Here is a 22,360-nt window from a genome sequence, read left to right on the forward strand (position 1 = left end):
GTCTTAAGGAATTAATTATGCAAAAAAAAGATTGGAAATATTACTTAGGAGTGTGCTTTTTTATACTGTCATTTATACCGTATATATTAGTGTTTTGTGTTATGCCTTTTATGAATTTGTCAACTTCTAGTTATCTTGCTATATCATCGATATTGCTAGTAAGTGCAGAAAGTATATTTATTTTATCTGTAATGTTATTAGGTAAAACAATAATCTCTACAATTAAGGCTACTATTGCTAAAATTTTTAAAAAAACGTTTATCCAAGATAAGCCGATAAGCTACAAAAGATATATTATAGGTATGATAATGTTTTTTAGTAGTTTGTTGTATCCAACAGCATTGATAGAATTAATCCTTGTGTTTGATAAGGTTGATCATATTGGTAAAGTTAATATGATGTTTATATTATTTAGTGGAGATATTTTGTTTATAGGTAGTTTTTTTGTATTAGGTGGCGATTTTATAAACAAATTAAAATTAGCTTTTAAATACCAAGGTAATTAGTTGATTATTTGCTAAACTACTAAATAATAAATATTAGGTTTATAGTTTTCTATGAGAGTTGAGTTTCATGTTTTACAGATAGATGATCTAGCAAAGATTTTAGAGGTAATAGCTCGAAGAATTATCTCAGTATATGAGGCTGGTAAAACGGTAGTAATACTTGCCCCAGGAGTTATTGCAAAAAAGCTAGATAATAAGCTATGGCAGGCTGGAGAAGAGAGTTTTATACCACATTTCTGTGCTACTAATGCTAAAGATTACAATACATTTAGAAATATACCAGTGTTGATAACAGATAATATGTTTATTACATCAGGTTTTGACGAGCTAATTAATTTAATCGACATTCCTTTAGAATTAGAGAAAATATCTATAGGTAACCTTATCGAATTTGTGTATCAAGATGAAAACGTTTTAGGAGCTTCTCGCAAGAAATACATTTTTTATAAGAAGTTGGGTTTAAACATAGATACTATTAAATACTAAAATAGCTGTTAAAAGACTTTCCAAATAATTCTCTAAAAGGTTGTCTTTTGTATAAGTTTATTCTTTTTTGAGGTAGTGGGTATTTTAAAAAGATTTTGTAAAGATCCTATATGATGTGTTATTGGGTTTGTATTATTAAATACAGGAGAAGACATTTAATTTTGACATATAAATATTAACACTTTTATACTCTAATATTAATGCTATAATTTAGTTCTATAATTTTTTAGGTTAAGCAAATGAATTCTCTTATAACACCTCCAATACTATTTTTCTTTTTAGGTTTTATAGCAGCAATTTTTAAAAGTAATATTCATATTCCTAATGATATAAAAAAGTTTTTATCTATATATTTATTGATTTCTATAGGTTATAAAGGGGGATTTCAAATATATCATAATGGCATAGATACTAATGGTATTTTGGTGATAATAATTTGTATGTTATTTTCTTTTACAATGCCCTTTGTGTTATATGCTTTTTTACAGAAATGGATTTTAAAGGCAAGAACAGATTCTGTTTTGATAGCTTCATCATATAGTTCTGTAAGTGCTGTAACTTTTATAACAGCAATAAATGTACTTGTGGCAGATAGTGTAAGTTATGATGGCTATATGATAGTAGCTTTGACTATTATGGAGTTTCCAGCAATAATAGCCGGTACGATGATATATTATCTTTTTATCGAAAAAACAACAAAGACATCTCAACCTACTGTGTTTTTAAATTCTGTTAAGGAATCACTATTAGATTATTCTGTTATATTGCTTGTAGGAAGCTTGTTTATAGGATTTTTGTGTGGAGATAGTGGAAACATGGATATGTCACCTCTGACTTCTTCATTGTTTAAAGGAATGTTAGCGCTTTTCCTTTTGAGTATGGGAATTTCAGCAGGGGAGCAAATAGGTATATTAAAAAAAGCAGGATTTAAATTAATAGCTTTCGCAGTGCTAATGCCAATAGCTTTATCATTGCTAGCTATTTTGTTAGGTTCCATTATACATTTAGGTGAAGGTAATACTCTATTATTGGCGGTACTTTTTGGCGGAGCATCTTATATAGCTGTTCCAGCAGCAATGTCTGAAACAGTTAAAGGTGGAAATATAGGATTAATGGTTGCTTTAGCATTAGTTATAACTTTTGTTTTTAACATAAGCATCGGTATACCTATATATTTGGCTATTCTTTCTTAAAATATATTTATTAAAAAGCTTAGATTCTATATTTTCTTACCCAACCTTGCTAAAATTATCTCCATTATTTTTCCTAAAACTTATATAATAATTTACGGTTTTTATAAATGAAAGAAATGAATAAAAATTATAATCCTAAAGAAATAGAGCAGTCCAATTATCAGCAATGGGAAACTGCAGGTAAATTTGCTTGTGGTAATAGTCAATCAAAAGAAGCCTATACGATAATGCTCCCACCTCCTAACGTTACAGGTACTTTACATATGGGTCATGGTTTTCAAATGACTTTAATGGATATACTTACACGTTATAACAGAATGTTGGGTAAAGATACACTATGGCAACCAGGTACAGATCATGCTGGTATAGCAACACAAATGGTCGTAGAAAGACAAATAAATGTCCAAGGATTATCAAGGCATGATCTAGGTCGTGAAAATTTTGTCCGTAAAATTTGGGAGTGGAAAGAACTTTCTGGAGGTGCTATTACTTCCCAAATGCGAAGAATAGGAGCTTCACCAGATTGGGATCGCGAAAGATTCACTATGGATGAAGGTCTTTCTGATGCGGTTAAAAAGTGTTTTATCAAATTATATGAAAATGGTTTAGCCTACCGTGGTGAGAGGTTGGTAAACTGGGACCCTAGATTAAAGACAGCTGTTTCTGATTTAGAAGTAGCTCAAAAAGATGAAAAAGGATCACTTTGGCATTTTATATATCCTATAGCTGATAGTGATGAGAAAATTGTCATAGCAACAACTCGTCCTGAGACAATGCTTGGCGATATGGCTGTAGCTGTACATCCTGAAGACGATAGATACATGCATCTTATAGGTAAGATGATTAATTTACCTCTTACAAATAGACAGATTCCGATTATAGCTGATGATTACGTAGAAAAAGACTTTGGTACAGGTTGCGTTAAAATTACTCCAGCTCATGATTTTAATGATTATGAAATTGGTAAAAGACATAACCTACAAATGTTAAATATCTTAAGTGATGATGCTAGTTTAAATACTAGTGTACCAGCAAAATATCAAGGCTTGGATAGGTTTGAAGCACGTAAGCAAATAGTAGCTGATATGGTAGCTCTTGGTTTGTTAGACAAAATTGAACCACATGCACTAAAAGTGCCAATAGGTGATAGAACAGGTGAGGTTTTAGAGCCATACTTAACTAAACAATGGTTTGTAAAAGCTGATATACTTGCCAAGCCGGCTATAGAAGCTGTAGAGAAAGGTGATGTTAGATTTATACCGGATAATTGGAAAAATACATATTTTGCTTGGATGAGAGATATTCAAGACTGGTGTGTGTCAAGACAGCTGTGGTGGGGACATAGAATACCAGCTTGGTATGATGAAGTTGGTAATGTATATGTCGGTGAAAATGAAGTTGATATTAGAGCTAAATATAATTTAGATAGTAGTATTGTTATTAAGCAAGATGAAGATGTTTTTGATACATGGTTTTCATCAGCATTATGGCCGTTTAGTACATTAGGATGGCCACAAGAAACTCCTGAGCTTGCTAAATACTATCCAACCAGTGTGCTTGTAACAGGCTTTGACATTATCTTCTTCTGGGTTGCTAGAATGATGATGTTTGGCATGTACTTTATGAATGATGTGCCATTCAGAGATATTTATATTACTGGGCTTATTCGTGATAGCGAAGGTCAGAAGATGTCAAAATCAAAAGGTAATGTTTTAGATCCTGTTGATTTAATAGATGGTATTTCGTTAGGAGAGTTACTGAAAAAAAGAACTACTGGTCTAATGCAACCACAAATGAAAGCAAAGATTGAGAAAGCTACCAAAAAAGAATTCCCTGAAGGCATAAGCGCCTATGGTGCAGACGCTGTGAGATTTACTTATGCAGCATTAGCTTCCACATCACGTGATATTAGCTTTGATACTGCGAGAGTTGAGGGTTATCGTAACTTCTGTAACAAGCTTTGGAATGCTTCAAGATTTGTAATGATGAACCTTGGTGATTATAAAGTTTGTGGTAACTATGAACTAGGTGTTACAGATAGGTGGATCTGGAGTGTCTTAAATACTGCTGTTGCTGATGTACATAGACATCTTGCTAACTATCGTTTTGACCTAGTAGCAAATACTATTTATGACCTTGTATGGAATAACTATTGTGATTGGTATGTTGAGTTTGCTAAAGTTGCTTTGAAAGATGAGTCACTATCTCAAAGCCAAAAAAATGGTGTTAAATATACACTTACTAAGGTTTTAGAAAATATCCTTGCTTTAGCTCATCCGCTAATACCGTTTATTACAGAAAGTATCTATCAGCAGCTTAAGACTCATTTAGATAATGCTCAAGAAACAATTATGGATGTATCTTACCCTGTAGTTGTTCAAGACTTAGAGGCATCAGAAGCTGAAAAGGCTATCATATGGCTACAAAATGTTGTGACAACTTTACGTAACATGCGTAGTGAAGTTGGTATTAAACCATCTTTAGAAATTTCTTTAATTGTTAAAGATGTTGCAGATAAGGATAAAGAGTATCTAGCACAAACAGAAGGGTTTATAAAAGCTTTAGCTAAAGTCAAAGATATTGAGTTTAACGATAATCCGCCAACTTCTTTATCACAAATTGTTGAAGGGCTTGAGTTAAATATTCCATTAGCAGGGTTAGTTGATATTGAAGCTGAGAAAGCAAGGTTAGATAAAGAATTAGACAAGCTAAAAGGCGAAGTTGATAGAGTAGAGAAGAAGCTATCTAATGAAAGATTTGTCTCAAATGCTCCTGAAGCTGTAGTTGCTGCAGAGCAAGAAAAGCTTGCTAAGTATCAAGAGCTTTATGCTAAGGTGCTCAAAAAGAGAGATATTTTAGCTTAATTAGAGCCTCTTCATTAAACTATCATAACTTGGCCTATCTTGGTTTGTTATATCTTGAGTATAAACTCCTTTAAGTACTTTATTAAACTTACTAAAGTCTAACAACTTATTTAACTTAACGAACTTATTGTTTCTCCCTAATGATTCCTCAATACCCAAAAAGAAAATATCCATAACTAATAACATACAAATTACTGCTATTTCTATAGTTTACTAAATTTAACAAAACGTTTGATTATTAGTCCAACAGTCTTGAAAAGTAATTAAATATAGAAATAAACTTATAACAATGTTATATTTAAATTTTTATAAATAAAATTAGGAAATAACTTAATGTACAGAGATGAACTTAAAGAACTTATTCATAACATAAACAAAACTATAACTTGTAATAATGGGAGTTTGGTCTTATCTAATTATAATTTAGATAATGAAAAAATCATAAATATAGTTAAGGATATTAAGTATCCTCATTTAGTAACCTCTCTTAATCTTAATGGTAACGAAATTACTTCGAAGGGGATATATGAAATTGCTAGAGTCCTAAGTAGTTTGAAAGCATTAAACTTATCTGGTAATAAAATTGAGGATAATGGTGTAGAATTTATCACTCTCTATTTAAAAGATTTAGAATGCCTAACCCTTTCAAGCTGTGGTATCACTGAAGAAGGAGCGAAAGATATCTCTAAAAAACTAGTAAAGTTGAAATACCTTGACCTCGAAGGTAACGATATTGGTATTGAAGGAGTAGAGGCTATTGCTCGGGGGCTAAAAAAAGTAGACTCGTTAAAACTTTCTCATAATGGGGCTTTAAAAAATCAAATGGAGCTTTCTTACGGAGAAACAATAGTAAATGCTATACAACTTTTACCAAAAAGTTTAAAGACTTTAGGTTTTTCAGGTTACCCTAATTATGGTATGGAAAAAGTAGTTGTTAGATGTATTGCTTATTACCTACCAAATTTAGAACGTCTAGACTTTTCTGGCAATGCTATTGGTGATGAATGTTTAATACATATTAGTGGTCTAACATATTTGAAATCGTTGGATATTTCGAATAATGGAATTACAGATAAAGGTGTGGAATATATTAGCTCAAGGATGAAAAACTTGGTATCATTAAATTTATCTAACAATGGAATTACAAATAAAGGTGTGGAATATATTAGCTCAAAGCCGAACAACTTAGTGACATTAAAATTATATGGCAATAAAATAGAAGAGCTAAAAATAATTGATGAAGATGCTCATTTACACCTGGGCAAATTGAGGTCTCTAGATATTTCAGGCTATAAGATTTCTGATCGTTTAGCATATGTGATTGGCTAATACTTATACTTAGAATCACTATACCTCACTAAGTGTGAGATTATTGATTGCAATCTAAGAATAATCTTTAAGCAGCGAAATATAAAGACTATAAAATTTTTAGATTTATCGAATTGTACAAATATTTCAGATTTAAGTTTTCTTTTTGACCAGACTCAATTGAAATATCTAAATGTTTCGGGGTGCTATTTTGGTATTAAAAGTAGCCTTGAGGAACTTCGCAAAAGGATACCAAAGTTAAAAATAAATGGTGAGGATAGGCTATGTGGTTTTAGCTGTGATATTAATGGCTATTATGATGTTGATGATTATGAGACAGTTGTAAACTAAAATTATATGTTTCTAACCGCGTTAAAAATATTCTCAAACATTGAGAATTTTAGAATTGTATTCTCAATGTTAAAAAATAGTTAAAAGAGTACATTAAGCTTGCTAGGTTATCTAACTATGTATAGGTTTTTAGTGCCTAAAATGTCTTATGCTTGTAAAGACCATTGCTATACCAGCTTTATTTGCAGCGTCGATTACTTCTTGATCATTTTTTGAGCCACCTGGTTGAATAACAGCTTTTGCCCCTGCTTTGATACATTCTTCTAAACCATCAGCAAAAGGAAAAAAAGCATCAGAAGCAACTACAGAGTTTATAGCCCCAGCATGTGCTTGAGCTTTTTTAGCTCCAATTCTTGCAGAATCAACTCGACTCATTTGTCCTGCTCCAATTCCCACAGTTTGGGTATCTTTAGCATAGACAATAGCATTTGATTTAACATATTTGACTGCTTTCCAAGCAAACATTAAATCAGCCCATTCTTGCTCGCTAGGAGCTCTATTTGTAACTACTTTACAATCTTGTATTGTAACACCACCATTATCATAAGATTGAGATAATATACCACCGTGGATATTCTTGCTAATCATACGTGATGATTTAGTATCAAAAATTTGACCTGTTTCCAAAACTCTTAGGTTTTTTTTACTTGCTAATATTTCTAGCGCTTTAGGTGTGTAGCTAGGAGCTATTATTACCTCTAGGAACATTTTTCCTAATGAGTTTGCAAACTCTTCATCAACTTCACAGTTAAATGCAACTATACCACCAAATGCTGAAATAGGGTCACATGACAAAGCTTTTTGCCATGCTTGATAAGCATTTTCACCAGAAGCTATACCACATGGGTTAGCATGTTTAATAATTGCACAAGATGGTTCTGTAAATTCACATACCATTTCAAATGCACCATCTGCATCATTAATATTGTTATAAGATAATTCTTTTCCTTGTAGTTGTTTGGCATTTGTTATACTTATTGTGCTAGAGTTTGTAGAGTATACGGCAGCTTTTTGGTGTGGATTTTCGCCGTATCTAAGTACTTGCTTTAGGGTGCCTACAGAAAAAAGTTTTTCAGGGTATTCTTCTTTTAATTCTTTAGAAAACCAGTTGGCTATATGACTATCATACTCTGCTGTATGTGAAAAAGCTTCTAAAGCTAGTTTTCTGCGAGTCTCTAAAGTAGTAGAGCCATTGTTTTCTGCCATTTCTTTTATTATAATTTGGTATTGGTTTGGATTGGTTACAATAGTAGTATGTTTGTGGTTTTTTGCACATGAGCGAACCATAGAAGGTCCACCAATATCAATATTTTCTATACAAGTATCAAAATCTGCACCTGAATTTACAGTATTAACAAAAGGATATAAGTTAACTACAACCATATCTATTTCGCCAATATTATTTTCTTGCATAGCTTTGATATGTTGAGGATTATCTCTATCAGCTAAAATACCGCCATGAATTAGAGGGTGCAAGGTTTTAACTCGACCATTCATAATCTCAGGAAAAAGTGTATGCTCTGAAACATCCTTTACAGTTAAGCCTGCTTCTTTTAAAACTTTAGAAGTGCCATCTGTTGATAAAATTTCAATATCGTATTCAGCTAACTGATTCGCAAAATCTACTATACCAGTTTTATCTGATACGGATATTAAAACCCTTTTGATCTTTTCCATTACTCATTCCTTGTAAATTTAGAGTGTTTATAAAAACCGCTTTAGTAGTTATTATAACAATTTTGGCTATAAAAGAACTATACTTATAGATGCTTCTAAGCTTAATTGACTTGAGTTTTTGTGAATAGTCACTAAACCAACAGTTTTAGCGATTTATTTTACTTACCACGTTATGATCAGGAGAAAATACTTGATAATCAATAATCCAAAACCTCAAGGGTATAGGATTATAATAAACTATTACAACACCTGTTCTGGTATCTATAACCTTAACTTGGGTGTCTACACGTTTATTTGAAACATTTTGACTTAAATTATCTGCGGGGTCTATTTCTATTTACTAGATTTCGCCCGATCATATATGTTTGTTGATCTATTACCCCTAAATCTCTTAATTTTAAAACTGCCATGTTTCTAAAACTGCTATGTGACGTTGATAAAGTGAAATCTATTTTTCCTTCTCTTCTTGAAAGATTTGCAGCAAAATCATGCATAATTTCAGGTAGTAATTTTTTAACTAAATAACTGTTGGACATAACAATGCTTAAGTAAAAACTAATAAACGAATGGGGATTGCAATTATTAGGGCTTTTAATGTTATGCCCGTTTATATCCTTTAATTCGTTACGGAAAAAAACACGAACAGCTTGCTGAACACCACGTAAGTCACCGTCATTGACAGCCTCTAATATTTCTTTTAGTCTCTGGACTTTTCTTCTGCCTGTTTTACCATGGTGATTAAATATGCCTTTAGCTTGACCATTAAAATAGTTTAAGTAATTATCACAAGCTTGAATGACAGCATTTTTAGGAGATAGTACAGAATTGTTGTTACTCAACAAAAATTCTTCAACATCTATTGATTGTCGACAGGTAGGGCAACACTTATTGTGACTTAGCCATGTTTGTATACGGTTGTAATGAAAGTAATGATTATTGGTACATACTTTAGATACTAACAAAGGTGGTCTTAATTCTTTGTAACATATTACACATTCATCGAATAACATAATTAATTCTCTTTTTATAATTAATAATAAACTAAAATATTATATTATTTTATAATAAAAAAGTAAACTTTAAAGTTTATTTATATTAATTATTTATTTGGATTTCTAGATTATAGCCTGAATGTTTATATGATGGATTATATTTTTTGGTTTGAAGCTTTTCGAAATATTGAGACATGCTGATTGTAGCTTTTGATATAAGTTTCAAATCTTTTAAATGGCTAGATTCCACTAGTAAAATTAGTACTAATATATTAGTATATTAGACATCTAAATTTTAAATCTCAAAAAGTCCAAATAAATGTCAAATATCGTAATCGTTGGTGCCCAGTGGGGAGATGAAGGTAAGGGTAAAATAGCAGATACTTTAGCAGAAAAGTCAGATTTAGTTGTTCGTTACCAAGGTGGTAATAATGCTGGCCATACTCTTGTTGTAGATGGTAAAAAAACATTTTTGCATCTTATACCATCAGGTGTTTTGCATAAACACACTAAATGCGTAATAGGTCATGGAGTAGTGTTAGATCCAGTAGCTCTTGACCAAGAAATAACAAGATTATTAACAAATGGGGTAGAAATCTCTCCTAAGAACCTTTTTGTTTCTGAATCTTGCGTTGTTATTACTTCTTATCATAAACTCTTAGATGCGGTTAGAGAAAATAGTACTAGTGAGAAAATAGGCACCACAGGCAAGGGTATTGGTCCAGCTTATGAAGATAAGGTTTCACGTAAAGGTATAAAATTCAAACATTTATTTAACAAAGATCAATTAAGAGCAAGGTTAGTTAATAGTTTATTAGAAAAAGAAACTTTATTTAAGGATTTATATAAAGTTGAATACCCAAATTTAGAAGAAGAACTAGAGAGGTTATACACTTTAGGGCTAAAACTAAAACAATATGCAGCAGATACTTTTTCGCTAATTGATGGAGCTATTTCACAAGGTAAAAATATTGTTTATGAAGGAGCTCAAGGGGTATTGTTAGACGTTGATTATGGTACTTATCCTTTTGTTACATCTTCAAACACTTCAGTTGCAGGTGTTTATTCAGGTGCAACAACAGCAGGTCATAACTTAGATCATGTAATTGGTATTGCAAAAGCGTATACAACTAGAGTCGGTGAAGGACCTTTCCCTACGGAGCTTTTTGATGATATTGGTAAATTTATCCAACATAAAGGTGGTGAAATAGGTGTAACCACAGGTAGAATCCGTAGATGTGGCTGGTTAGATCTACCGCTTCTAAAGTATTCGGCTAAATGCTCTAATTTAACATCTATAGCTTTGACAAAGGTTGATGTGCTCTCGGGTATGGGCACTTTGAAAATATGTGTTGGTTATAATTATGAGGGTAGAGAAATCGATTGCGCTTATCCTGGTATTGATTTATCTAAAGTTGAGCCTATACTAATTGATCTAGAACCTTTTATTATACAAGAAAAAATTACTCAAGATAACATGCCAAAAGCTCTTAAAACATACTTAGAAATAATTCAAAAACATATAGGTATACCTATATCAGCAATTGCTTATGGTCCATCTAGAGAGCAAATTTTATTTTTAGAAGATTATTTTAAATAGGGTTAAGTGTAATGAGTTATTCTGCATATGATACAGATGTATACATAACTAGTGAAGAAATAGAAAAAGAAGTAACAAAGCTAGCCCAAAAAATAAATAAAGATTATGAAGGGCAAGAGCTTACTTTAATATGTGTCCTTAAAGGTTCATTTATGTTTTTTGCAGACCTAGTTAGGAAGTTACGTGTAGACTTAAGAACACAATTTGTGACAGCTTCATCATATGGTTCTGGTACTAAAAGTTCTGGTAAAGTAAATTCAACAGTAGAAGCTTTGAAAGAAGAGCATATTAAAGGTAAGAATATAATAATAGTTGAAGATATTGTTGATACTGGACATACTTACCATAGATTACTGGAAGGAGTTAAGAATTTTCAACCTAAAAGCTTAAAATTTGCGACTTTGCTATTTAAGCCAGCTAGGTTAGAAAGAGAGGTCATTCTAGACTATATTTGTTTTGAAATAGAAGATAAATTTATAGTTGGTTATGGTTTAGACTACGATGAAAGATTTCGAGAGTTGCCATATATAGGTTTAATAAAATAGTTCTTATTTTGTAAAGATTTTTAAGAAATCTAATTTTTAAGATTTTATTGGTTATAGAGTTGAGATTTTTCCATCTTTAGATTCTATGATTATATTTTTGATTTTTCTTTCTTTAGTTAATTTTATTGTTAATTTCTGTCCAGAAATAAAACTACATCCCATTTTTTTAGTACAGATTCTTTTAGCATCATCGAGTTGCATTTCTTGTAATTGTTTAGATGTGTCTTTTTCGTCTGTTTCAAGTTTGGGCTTATAATTTAATATATACTTATTGTTGGTTTGCATTACAAATACATTGCCATAATATATAAGTATGCCATTGTTACTGTTGTAAGTGGCTTTATCGGCCCAAATTGTAAGCGGATTATCGGATGTTTTGATTGAAGTATCTTCTTTTATATTAGGAATTTTAGAGAATACATTTCCATAGTATGTAATTACACTTGTTTTGCTGTCATACATGTTATTATCAGCGGTAATAATAAAAAAATTATACTCTTTTGGGATTTCATTTGTTGCTACTTTGTCTTCTTTTTGCAAAGGTGATTGATTGGAACCAGAAAAAATAGAGTTTTTATCATTAAGATTTGTGTTTGAGTACATGTTGGTTACAAAACCTAATAAACTCAAAATTATTACTGTAAATTTAGTTTGTTGCATAAATTTTTCCTTTAAAAGTGTTACGAAGGAATAACAATGAAATACAATGTTAAACCATAATTTATTTAAGCGCATTAATACAATGTAGCAAATTTTAACTTGATGAGTTAAAAATAACATATTTTAGAGCTTATGAACATTATTTACTCTATAAGTACTCCTATTTGATTATACTTATAAGTTCAGCAGGAGCCATATTTTTAAAATAATTATAAACGTAATTAATCTAAAACGTTTAGTAAATATGGTTATTAATGCCTATAATACAGCTATAGAGAATATATAGTGGATAGATTTATGAAAGTTCTAATAGTCGGTGCTGGCCCTACAGGTCTTTCTTTAGCTACAGAGTTAGCTTATAGGGGAATAGATGTTCGAATCGTTGAAAAAAGAAAAAATGCTTCTAATTTATCTAGAGCTATAGGTATCCAGCCAGCTACTTTAAAGAGATATGAACATTTAGGAGATATCACACAGAAGATACTATCTGAAGGTATACATATATCACAAGTAAATATTTTTCGTCATAATACGCTTCTAGTAAGTATAGACCTGAAAAAATATTTAGCTGACGATGAGCTTATGATTTCATTACCTCAAGATAGAACTGAGGCAATTATAGAGCAAAAGTTAAATGAATTTGGTAAGGAAGTTGAATATGGTGTTGAGCTAAAAAGCTTACACCAAAATGATGATGCAACAGTTACAGCAGAGTTTTTAAATGATGAAGGCGGGACGTTTGATTATGTTGTTGGTGCTGATGGTGCTCACAGTAAAGTCAGAGAGTTAGCAGGAATGGAGCAGCAAGGTTATGTACTTCCTGATACATGGCATATAGCGGATTTTTATGTTAAGTCAGAAAATATTGACGCAGCTACAGTTTCAAATACTAAAACAGGTTTGTTTTTTATGATGAGAATGGCTGATAAGAGATATAGAGTTGTTTCTAATCATGAGATTGATTTAAAAAACCTACCCTATAACTTAGAAGTTGAAAATATTTATCGCCAAGGCAGCTTTAAGGTATCTATCAAACAAGTTACTCAGTACTTTAAAGGAAATATTCTGCTTTGTGGCGATGCAGCACATACTCATTCTCCTGTCGGTGGTAGAGGTATGAATCTAGGTATAGCAGACGCATTTGCAGCTGCTGAGGCTATCGTAACAGGTGACTTAGAGAATTATAATGATAAACAGCAAGCTAAAGGTAAAGAGATAATCAATATGACTGAACGTGGTAGAAAATTTGTTATGTCTCAAAGTCAAGGTAACGCATGGCTACTCAGATTAGTCTTATTTATTTTATCTAAGTCGTCATGGCTACAGCGGAAATTTGCCAAAACTGTAGTCACTTTTTAGTGAGTAATTGAAGTTTATATATGCTAGAAAAACTTGTGTTTTAGAATACTTATAAGATATAAGCTACATATAATAGTTGTTATAAGAAAGCTAATAGGTATATCTATATAATATGCTGTAGCTACGCCTATCCAAACAGTTGTTATAGAAATCACAGTGCTTAGAAAGATTGGTTTGTAAAAGCCATCAACCCATTGTGTTGCAATTGCACCAGGACCTATTAACAAAGAAAAAACTAATAATATTCCTACTACTTGACAAGCCATAGATACAGTAACAGCTATAGCTATAAAAATAGCTACAGAAAGTAACTTATTGGGTATTTGTTTTGATTTTGCAAATACAGGATCTAGGGAAGATATAAAAAGTGGTCTAGCAATTATTGCTAGTAGAATAATCGTAAATATCGCTAACCCTATTAGCACATATATTTGTTCAATAGATACTGCTAATATATTTCCAACAAGTATAGTCATAACTGAACCAGAATAACCTGTTTGGTATAAGAAAAGAAAATAAGTACCTAAACCTAAGAAAAATGTCAAAACAATTCCTATAGCTATATCGTTTTTTTTGATTTTATCGCCAAAAGCTCCCATGAGTATGCCAGCTATTAGGTTGACCATTAACTGGCCTGTCATAGGAGAGAGATTTATTAATACAGCTCCAGCAGCGCCAGTAAGGCTGATATGCCCTAGGGCATGTGATGCAAATGATAATCTACGGATTATTACAAAAAAACTTATAATACCACACATAATAGCAATAACGCTTCCAGCAATAAAAGCATTTTGCATGAAAGTATAATTAAACACAGATATCCTCCTGTAGGCAAGGTAATTTATCACAGTAGTGACAAGTACCATCTTTAAAATGGATAAAAGCATCTAACTGGGAACTTATTTCTTTCATATCATGAGATATTATTAACAAAGTAATGTTTTCTTTTTTATGTATCTCTTTTAAGCTTGCAATAAATCTTTGTTTTGCATCAGGATCTAGATCTGAAAGTGGCTCATCAAGTAAAAGTATTTTTGGTTGATTTATCAGGGCTTGGATTAGATAAATACGTTTTTTTTGACCGCCAGATAAATCTTTAAATGGCTTTTTAATGTAATCTCCAGCTTGAGTTAACTCTATCAGATAGTTTAGTTTCTTTTTAAATTCTTTACTAAAGAAAGGCAATCCCCAAGATTTTGGTTTAAAGCTATATTTTATTAGTGTTAAACCGGAGGTTTTTTCTTCACAATTAATTTCATGCTCTTGGGGGATATAGCTAATAGAATTTATATCTAATTTTCTTCCATTTATGGTGATTTCCCCTGATATGGCTGGTATTTTCTTTAGTATCGTTTTAAAAAATGTTGATTTGCCGATACCATTTTTTCCAACTATGCCTACCCACGCATTAGTTGGGATGTTTAGATTAAGCGGTTGGCTTATAGGGGAGTTTTTGTAACCAATAATTAGGTTTGAGCATTTAATCATTTTATGTTTTCTTGTGGTTTTCTTTGGCTTGTTTTAATGCTTTTTCTGTGGTTTCTAGAGTTTCAATCATCCAACTTATAGCATCTTTATTCAATGGCATCGTTTCCGTAACTCCAACTATAGAGATATCATTTTCATGAGCAACATTTAATATATTTTTGGTAGTATTGTCTGTGACTTGTTTGTTATAAAATAGCACTTCTACTTCTCTGTCAGCAAAAAGTTTTTGATAATCTATTACCATTTTGGGGCTAGGTTCTGAACCATTCATGACAACCCATTGAAAATCTAAACCTTTCATATTTAAGCCAAGAGCTGTAGCCATATAACCAAACAAAGGCTCTGTTGCAGTGACTGGAGTATCCTTATATTTTTTATTAATTTCAGTTACAAGTCCAAATACTATTTTATATTTTTGGTTAAAAGTCTGGTAGTTTTTACTATATAAATTACTATTTTCTTTATCCATCTCAGAAAAAGTAAGCTCTAACTTTTTAGCCAGAGCTGGAAAGGTTTTTGGATCATACCATAGATGGGGATTAATACCTAAATCTGAAGTTTTTTCAAAATTACATAAATCCTCTACTTTAATTACTCTTGCATTTTTATTACTTTTTAAAATAGATTCAACCCATGAGTCATAGTCTGCACCGTTGTAAATAATCACATCAGCATCAGCTAAAAGTTTAGCATTTTTTACTGATGATATAAAAGTATGAGGATCTCCATCAGCATTGCTAATAATATTTGCAACTTCAACATTATTCCCACCGATCAAACTAGCAACACTACCATATTGGTTTTCGGCAGCTACAACATTGATTTTATCAGCAAAGATTAAACTATAAAATCCAGTAACTAGCAGTAGAATATACAATATTTTTTTCATTATATAATTTTATAAATAGCGAGGTTGATTAAAAATAATAAATTAAATAGGCATCTGAGTAAAGTACTATTACTAGCTTCTAGAATCTTTTATAAAGAAACCTATTATAAAAGAAAAAAACATTAGTAGAGGTATAATTACCATGGTTGTTTTAAATGCGAAAAGTTCCGGGTGTGATTGGCTTAGGTAACTGATAATTTCACCTGTTAGTGGTTGTAAGACTCCACCGCTAAGAGGTAAAAATAAATTCACTAAAGCTAGGGCTGTTGCAATGCTCGTTATAGGAACAGTATTTCTTAGTGCTGAAAAGTTAAGTACATGAACTGCTTGAACACCACCAAATAATAAGCATAGTAGAAAAACCATATATAAATTAGTATTTACGTATAGCAGTAGAATAACTACAACTACTCCTAATAAAGGAGCTATTATGAGAAGTTTTCTTTCTCCATCTAATAGACTAGCAACCATTCCCCATAGAGGGCTAAAGATAGCAACCCCTATAAAAATTAAAGATGTGCAAATACCAGCATTGTATTGAGAAAAACCTGATAACTTTAAATACTTTATACCCCATAAATCAGCAAATAACACTGTAGTGCCATATATGGCAAAACAGTATAAACCATTGAGCCAAATTTGTTTATTGCGTAAAACCTCTATCAAAATTACTAGTGAGTTAGTTTGTTGCTTCTTGGAATAAGCATTTTTAGAAAATTCAGGGTGAGTCTTAATTAAGAAAACGCTTAGTAAGAAAACAATAACTGAAATTAAAAAAACACCACTCATAATTACTGAAACGTTAAAATATTTCGATAATACTACAAGAGGTGCTGCTGATAACATTGCACCAACATATAGGAAAAATTGAGTAAGTCCAGTAAATAAAGGAAATAGTCGTGGAGGTAGCCAAAGGGAGATACTCTTAAAAGCGCATAAAAATGCAAATCCGCCTCCCAGCCCAGCAAGACTACGGTATAAAATAATGCCGTTAACAGAGGTAACTATAGATGCGATAAATATTGAAATACTAAAGATCAGTGTACTTATAATCATGATCCTTTTTATACCATACTTATCTACTAACATTCCTGCTGGTAACTGAGCAACTACATATGTTAAATAGAAGACCGAACTAGATAATGAAATATCTTCAGCAGACATATTGTATGGAAAGGCAGAAAAAGAATAATATAATGCTCCGCTAGAAGACCTTATGAAGTATTCTAGGGCATAGAAAAAAGCACAAATAAACCAAATACTTAACCCAAGGGCTTTTACTTTTTCTTTTAACATTGAAGCGTTCCGTTTTATTAATTTATATTTATTGTTATTTTAAGATTATTTTATTGCTTGGTTTTTATTTGGCGTTGCTGTGGGTGTTATTCTTGTATTATTTCCAGCGAATAAAATTGTTACTTCATCGCCTATATGAAGGTTTTTATCATTTTCTTGCAATACCGCAATTGTTTTATCATCTCTAAGTTGGATAGTAAATTGATAAGCTTCTGAAGATGTTAAAGTTTTTTCAGTTACACCGCCAGCAATACCCCCAACTATTGCACCACCTATAGAGCCTGCTATACGACCAAGTGTGCTACCACCGCCAGCAAGTGCGCCACCAAGACCTCCAGCGAACCCGCCTATTTGTGTACCAATATTATCTTGACCTTTGATATTAACTTTTTGGATATCAATAATCTTACCTTGTTCTACTTGAGAGACTTGTCCTATGGAATTAGCTGAATAGCTTGGTCCAGGGCTGCTACAGCTAACTAGAATTACAGATATAGTAGTTAATAAAATGATACTACAAATTTTCTTCATGAAATAAGTCTCCTAAATTGAAAGTTTATTTGCTATAGTTGCTACTCTTTTGCCTAGAGTTTTGCATATTTTAATTTCATCGTCAGATAGTGTTTTGTTGGGTGAAAATGTGTTTAAATGAGATGCCCCATACGGTGTCCCGCCTGTACGGGTATGCTCCAAAGCTTGTTCGCTGTATGGTACACCAACTATCAAACAGCCATGATGCATAAATGGGATCATCATTGACAGTAGAGTGCTTTCATGTCCAGCATGCATACCTGACGCAGCAGTAAAAAAACCTACTGGTTTACCTATTAAGTTACCTTTAAACCATAAATCGCTATGTTTTTCTAAGAAGTACTTAAGTGGTGAAGCCATATTACCAAAGTAAGCTGGGCTCCCAACTATTATACCATCACAGTTAGCAAGATCTTCTTTTGTTGCAAATAAATCTCCATTTTCTGGGATAATAGGTTCTATTTTTTCCGTATTGGCGGAAATATTTGGTACCGTACGGATTGTTGCCTCAGCCCCGGTAGATTCAACACCAAGAGCTACTGTATGAGCCATTTTCTTTGTACTTCCACTTTGGCTGTAGTATAGTATTAATATGTTTTTCATTCCCGTGTTTCTATGTTTATTGATGTTAGGTTGTACAAAAAATATCTGCTAGTTTTTAAAAACTATTGGATATGGGTCCTTAAAGAATATGTCCGTAAAGACTGTCCTACTGTAGCAGCATCTATGACTCTTATTAGTTTGTTTGCTATCGTACCAACTTTTTTTATTATAATAAATATTTTGAATGTTTTTAATGTATTTAGTTCTCTCTCGAGCAATATACAGACATTCTTATTTGATAATATGCTTCCGGCTACAGCTGCTACAGTACAGGAGTATATACTAAGTATTTCTGATAAGATAACTTCTTTACCAGTGGTCTCTGTATTATTTCTTATGTTGATTATATTTTTAATGATTAAGAGATTGGAAATTACTTTGAATAAAATTTTTTATGTTAAAAAAGCGCGTCCAATGGTACAGAGCTTATTGGTATATTGGGCACTAATGACAATGGGCCCATTGCTGTTAGGGTTTGTTTTTATTTCTAGCACATATATACTATCCATGACATGGTTTTTTAATGGGATTGGTATTAAGCAATACTTTTTGAACACTTTGTCTTTAACATTCTTGACAGCAGGTTTTTTCGTAGTTTATAAGATACTTCCAAATACTAAAATCAACTCATGGATAGCTTTTGTAGTTGCTTTATTTGTAGCTATGGTTTTTTTTATAGCAAAAAGGATATTCTCATTATATATGATATATGTGCCTACATATTCAGTTATTTATGGCTCTTTATCATTAATTCCAATATTCATACTATGGGTATATGTAACCTGGCATATTACCTTATTAGGCGCTGTTATGATTAGAGCTATACAATATATGAAAATCACTTTGGACTTCAAGAAAGAAGTTAAAAGAGATGATTTAACTATAGGAGTTAATGTTCTTAAAGAGCTATATCTGGCTCAAAAGGAGCAGTTGGATGGGATATTAATAGATGATATTTATAAAAAAATGTCTGTAGCAGATTATGATAAGGTGAAAAAAATACTTTATGCCTTAGAAGGTAATAGCATTATCCGAATGGATGCAAATGATAGGTGTTTTATCAATTGTGATATATTTGATATTAGTCTGCGTCAGGTGTATTTAACTTTTAATCCAACATTGAATTTTAAAACGAGTTCATTTAGAAAAATTAATAGTATAAAGTCACAGCTATATAAAAGTCTTGATGCTAAACTATACGAATGTTTTTAATTAGAAAGGTAGGTTAAGATGTTTTTTCACTTTCTTGATTATTTTGCTTTAATAGTTAATGTATTGTATACAATATACCTTGCTAGACTAAAGGTGTGGTCATGGTCTTTAGGAATAGTAGGAGCAATAATTCTTTTAGTTTTATTTGCGTCTAAAGAGGTTTATTCGCTTGTATTGTTACAATTAGTTTACGTGATTTTTTTTAGTTTTGGCTGGTACAAATGGTATAGTCAAGGAGCCAAAGGAGAGTGTCAAACTGTTAAATGGATGACCATAATCGATTATCTACACTATATACTTTATACAGTAGTGTTATGTTTATTGTGTTTGGGATTTAATTATCTTACACACTCAAGTGATATTATATCTACGGGTATTCTAACAGGTATAACGTTTATGGCTATTATTATGACAATACAGAAATTTATGGAAAATTGGATAGTTTGGATAATCTCAGACTTGTATTTTGTTGTAGTAATGTATCAACAAGAGTTATATGGTCAAGTTATCCAAAACTTTATATTTTTTCTTACAGCAGTGTATGGATTTTATTATTGGTCCGCTAACATCAAGGTTTTGAAAAACTAAGATATGATAGTGAAAGTTGCTTTAGCAGTTCCACCAACCTATTTATTAGACTACAGGGTCGATGAGCAAAACGTAAATTTATTTGATAGGGTTTTGGTACAAGTTGGTAAGCGCCAACTTATAGGTTTTATTGTGGTTAAAAATGTCACAGTTAACTATGAAATTACGAAAATAAAACCAATAATTAAACTGCTTGATAAACCTATAAGTTTACAAATGCAAAAAATTATTCAATGGGTGGCTAATTACTATTGCTCTGATCTTTATAGTGCAATACGTCTGGCATTGCCAAATGACTACTTTAAACATGAGGTTATTACACCGAGCCAAGAGGTTTCTGTTTATATTGATCAAATTAAGTTGCAAGACCATAAACCTACACTTAAACAGCAGCAGCTATTAGCAAATTTTAAAGAAAAAGAATTAATTAGCCTTGAAGAGTTGAAAACTTTAGGATCTGTTCATGTTATTAATGGGCTTTTTAAAAAAGGGATTTTGATAAAAAAGATTCAGTTAAAAAATTTATTTACAAATGCTAGTGAAAATGATTGCCCTAAGAAGTTAGCGGTAGAGCAGCAAAAAGCTGTAGAAACTATTTTAAACACAAATGCATTCAAAGTTTTTTTACTATATGGTGTAACAGGTAGTGGTAAGACAGAAGTTTATTTACAGACTATCAGTAAATATCTAGAGAAATTAAAGCAAGTTTTAGTTTTGATTCCAGAGATAAACCTTACACCACAAACCGTGAAAAGGTTTAAACAACGTTTTAATAATAAAAAAACTGTTGTGTTGCACTCTAAATTAAGTGAAAAAGCACGTTTGACTAATTGGCTTAACATAAAAGAGGGTAATGCTGATATTATAATCTCAACAAGAAGTGGTGTTTTAGCAGATTTTAAAGACTTAGGTGTAATCATTGTTGATGAAGAGCATGATAATTCATTTAAACAACAAACTAGCACCATACGCTATAATGCACGTGATCTAGCTATATTCAGAGCAAAAGAGCTCAATATATCTATTATATTAGGTAGTGCTACGCCTTCTATTGAGAGCTACTATAATGCTCTAGCAGGAAAATATAAGCTTTTACAGCTTAAAAATAGAGCTCTTAATAACTACTTAAATGAAATAAGGCTTTTGGATTTAAAATCAAGCATTGTAGATAACGGTATAAGCAATACTCTTTTTTCTCTTTTAGAAAAAAATATTAATTCTCATCAACAGTCATTAATTTTTATAAATAAGCTTGGCTTTGCAAAAGCTTTAGTGTGCAAGGTTTGTGGTGATGCTATTGAATGTAAAAAATGTGATAAACCTTATACATTACATACTCAACCATATCAGTATTTAGAATGTCATTTTTGTAGTACACGTAAGCCACTAGTTGTTGTATGTTCTTCTTGTGGAGGAGAGTTGTTTACTTATGGTGTTGGAACTGAAAAAATACAGTCTAGGCTAGAAGCTAGATTTCCTTATAATAAAATTATCCGCTTTGATAGAAATAATATCAAGACTATAAATGATCTTAACGGTATAAATAAAATGATTAATTCAAATATGGTTGATATTGTAGTAGGTACGCAAATGATAGCTAAAGGTCATGATTTTGAAAATATAACTTTAGTAGGGTTGGTAAATATAGATGCTGGTTTGTATAGTGCAGATTTTCATGCTATAGAAAAAACAGCTCAAACGATTATTCAAGTATCAGGAAGGGCAGGAAGAGCAGATAAGCAAGGATTGGTGTTACTACAAACTTACCAGCCAGAAAATAGACTTTTGCAACTATTAGTGAGTAAAGGTTATTTGGAGTTTTTGGATTACTTGTTAGAGCAAAGAAAATACGCTAATTATCCACCGTATACTTACCAAGCTCAAGTAATTGCAGAATCCAAAAAGGAAACAGATATTTTAGAGTATTTAAACACTTTATATGGTCAATTATCTTTTGTTGGCGATATTACAATATCAAAACCTCTACCAGCGCTGCACTTAAAAAAGAATAATATTTACAGGTATAGTTTGTTGATGACATCACAGTCCCGTAAACATATAAATACTATAATCAGATGGATAAAAAATACTACAGAAACTCAACCACCGAAATCGATAAAATTATATTTTGATATTGACCCAATAGAGTTAGGGTGAGCTACCCAACGGCTAAAGACAGTTGGGATTTCTACCTAGATATGATTAAACCATT

General features: G+C 31.7%; 22 protein-coding genes. 12 read left to right on the forward strand and 10 right to left on the reverse strand.

Going from position 1 to position 22,360, the window contains the following annotated elements; all coding sequences use genetic code 11:
- Positions 1–17: 17 nt before the first annotated feature.
- The 4 genes from SD28_RS02100 (at position 18) to SD28_RS02115 (ending at position 5,049) form a co-directional block, all read left to right on the forward strand.
- Positions 18–506 carry a transporter suffix domain-containing protein gene (locus tag SD28_RS02100; protein WP_039123496.1) on the forward strand — a complete coding sequence of 163 codons (489 nt, stop codon included), beginning with the start codon at positions 18–20 and terminating at the stop codon, positions 504–506.
- A gap of 51 nt (positions 507–557) precedes the next feature.
- The gene (locus SD28_RS02105) at positions 558–992 is read left to right on the forward strand and encodes a DNA polymerase III subunit chi (protein ID WP_039123497.1); all 435 of its coding nucleotides are present in this window, start codon (positions 558–560) and stop codon (positions 990–992) included.
- A 239-nt stretch (positions 993–1,231) separates the two neighbouring features.
- Complete coding sequence (locus SD28_RS02110) at positions 1,232–2,185, forward strand: sodium-dependent bicarbonate transport family permease (RefSeq protein WP_039123498.1); 954 nt, start codon at positions 1,232–1,234, stop codon at positions 2,183–2,185.
- A 107-nt stretch (positions 2,186–2,292) separates the two neighbouring features.
- Entirely contained in the window at positions 2,293–5,049 is a 2,757-nt protein-coding gene (locus SD28_RS02115; protein ID WP_084593805.1) for a valine--tRNA ligase, read from the forward strand.
- Here SD28_RS02115 and SD28_RS02120 read toward each other — a convergent pair whose 3' ends face one another.
- Positions 5,050–5,235: a hypothetical protein gene (locus SD28_RS02120; RefSeq protein ID WP_039123499.1), complete on the reverse strand. Its 186-nt coding sequence runs from the start codon at positions 5,233–5,235 to the stop codon at positions 5,050–5,052. It lies immediately after the preceding gene.
- A gap of 147 nt (positions 5,236–5,382) precedes the next feature.
- Between SD28_RS02120 and SD28_RS07755 the strand changes: the two genes are divergently transcribed.
- Complete coding sequence (locus SD28_RS07755; RefSeq protein WP_052251858.1) at positions 5,383–6,378, forward strand: leucine-rich repeat domain-containing protein; 996 nt, start codon at positions 5,383–5,385, stop codon at positions 6,376–6,378.
- Positions 6,379–6,537: 159 nt separating this feature from the next.
- The gene (locus SD28_RS08055; protein ID WP_157698619.1) at positions 6,538–6,708 is read left to right on the forward strand and encodes a hypothetical protein; all 171 of its coding nucleotides are present in this window, start codon (positions 6,538–6,540) and stop codon (positions 6,706–6,708) included.
- Positions 6,709–6,837: 129 nt separating this feature from the next.
- Here the strand turns inward: SD28_RS08055 and purH are convergent, their stop codons facing one another.
- Both purH and SD28_RS02135 read right to left on the reverse strand, forming a co-directional pair.
- Positions 6,838–8,385, reverse strand: a complete 1,548-nt coding sequence (gene purH / locus SD28_RS02130; RefSeq protein WP_039123500.1) for a bifunctional phosphoribosylaminoimidazolecarboxamide formyltransferase/IMP cyclohydrolase — start codon at positions 8,383–8,385, stop codon at positions 6,838–6,840.
- Positions 8,386–8,699: 314 nt separating this feature from the next.
- Positions 8,700–9,395: an RING finger domain-containing protein gene (locus tag SD28_RS02135; protein WP_157698620.1), complete on the reverse strand. Its 696-nt coding sequence runs from the start codon at positions 9,393–9,395 to the stop codon at positions 8,700–8,702.
- A gap of 301 nt (positions 9,396–9,696) precedes the next feature.
- On the opposite strand from SD28_RS02135, the gene SD28_RS02140 reads away from it, so the two are divergent.
- Both SD28_RS02140 and hpt read left to right on the forward strand, forming a co-directional pair.
- Positions 9,697–10,977 carry an adenylosuccinate synthase gene (locus SD28_RS02140; protein ID WP_039123502.1) on the forward strand — a complete coding sequence of 427 codons (1,281 nt, stop codon included), beginning with the start codon at positions 9,697–9,699 and terminating at the stop codon, positions 10,975–10,977.
- An 11-nt stretch (positions 10,978–10,988) separates the two neighbouring features.
- A complete protein-coding gene (gene hpt, locus SD28_RS02145) occupies positions 10,989–11,522 on the forward strand; it encodes a hypoxanthine phosphoribosyltransferase (protein ID WP_039123503.1) in 534 nt (177 codons plus the stop codon).
- 51 nt (positions 11,523–11,573) lie between these two features.
- Here hpt and SD28_RS07760 read toward each other — a convergent pair whose 3' ends face one another.
- Positions 11,574–12,182, reverse strand: a complete 609-nt coding sequence (locus tag SD28_RS07760) for an LPS-assembly protein LptD (protein ID WP_052251859.1) — start codon at positions 12,180–12,182, stop codon at positions 11,574–11,576.
- A gap of 297 nt (positions 12,183–12,479) precedes the next feature.
- Here SD28_RS07760 and SD28_RS02155 point away from each other — a divergent pair, with 297 nt between their 5' ends.
- A complete protein-coding gene (locus SD28_RS02155; RefSeq protein WP_039123504.1) occupies positions 12,480–13,541 on the forward strand; it encodes an FAD-dependent oxidoreductase in 1,062 nt (353 codons plus the stop codon).
- A gap of 23 nt (positions 13,542–13,564) precedes the next feature.
- Here SD28_RS02155 and SD28_RS02160 read toward each other — a convergent pair whose 3' ends face one another.
- The 6 genes from SD28_RS02160 to wrbA all read right to left on the reverse strand — a co-directional run bounded on the left by SD28_RS02160 (position 13,565) and on the right by wrbA (position 18,348).
- A complete protein-coding gene (locus SD28_RS02160; protein WP_039123505.1) occupies positions 13,565–14,428 on the reverse strand; it encodes a metal ABC transporter permease in 864 nt (287 codons plus the stop codon).
- Positions 14,349–15,029 carry a metal ABC transporter ATP-binding protein gene (locus SD28_RS02165; protein ID WP_039123506.1) on the reverse strand — a complete coding sequence of 227 codons (681 nt, stop codon included), beginning with the start codon at positions 15,027–15,029 and terminating at the stop codon, positions 14,349–14,351. Before SD28_RS02165 ends, SD28_RS02160 begins: the two co-directional genes overlap by 80 nt.
- Before the next feature lies 1 nt (position 15,030).
- The gene (locus SD28_RS02170; RefSeq protein WP_039123507.1) at positions 15,031–15,918 is read right to left on the reverse strand and encodes a metal ABC transporter solute-binding protein, Zn/Mn family; all 888 of its coding nucleotides are present in this window, start codon (positions 15,916–15,918) and stop codon (positions 15,031–15,033) included.
- Positions 15,919–15,990: 72 nt separating this feature from the next.
- Positions 15,991–17,214, reverse strand: a complete 1,224-nt coding sequence (locus tag SD28_RS02175; protein ID WP_039123511.1) for an MFS transporter — start codon at positions 17,212–17,214, stop codon at positions 15,991–15,993.
- Between the two features lie 45 nt (positions 17,215–17,259).
- Complete coding sequence (locus SD28_RS02180) at positions 17,260–17,745, reverse strand: outer membrane lipoprotein (protein WP_039123520.1); 486 nt, start codon at positions 17,743–17,745, stop codon at positions 17,260–17,262.
- A 12-nt stretch (positions 17,746–17,757) separates the two neighbouring features.
- Positions 17,758–18,348 carry an NAD(P)H:quinone oxidoreductase gene (gene wrbA / locus SD28_RS02185; RefSeq protein ID WP_039123529.1) on the reverse strand — a complete coding sequence of 197 codons (591 nt, stop codon included), beginning with the start codon at positions 18,346–18,348 and terminating at the stop codon, positions 17,758–17,760.
- A 12-nt stretch (positions 18,349–18,360) separates the two neighbouring features.
- Here wrbA and SD28_RS02190 point away from each other — a divergent pair, with 12 nt between their 5' ends.
- From SD28_RS02190 to priA, 3 genes are read left to right on the forward strand one after another with little or no spacing between them, the layout of a single operon-like run.
- Positions 18,361–19,560: a YhjD/YihY/BrkB family envelope integrity protein gene (locus tag SD28_RS02190; protein ID WP_039123534.1), complete on the forward strand. Its 1,200-nt coding sequence runs from the start codon at positions 18,361–18,363 to the stop codon at positions 19,558–19,560.
- Between the two features lie 18 nt (positions 19,561–19,578).
- On the forward strand, positions 19,579–20,148 hold the full coding sequence (pnuC, locus tag SD28_RS02195; protein WP_039123535.1) for a nicotinamide riboside transporter PnuC: 570 nt from the start codon (positions 19,579–19,581) through the stop codon (positions 20,146–20,148).
- Between the two features lie 3 nt (positions 20,149–20,151).
- Positions 20,152–22,305: a replication restart helicase PriA gene (gene priA / locus SD28_RS02200; RefSeq protein WP_039123541.1), complete on the forward strand. Its 2,154-nt coding sequence runs from the start codon at positions 20,152–20,154 to the stop codon at positions 22,303–22,305.
- Positions 22,306–22,360: the final 55 nt, after the last annotated feature.

The organism is Allofrancisella guangzhouensis (genome assembly GCF_000815225.1).
Classification (GTDB): Bacteria; Pseudomonadota; Gammaproteobacteria; order Francisellales; family Francisellaceae; genus Francisella; species Francisella guangzhouensis.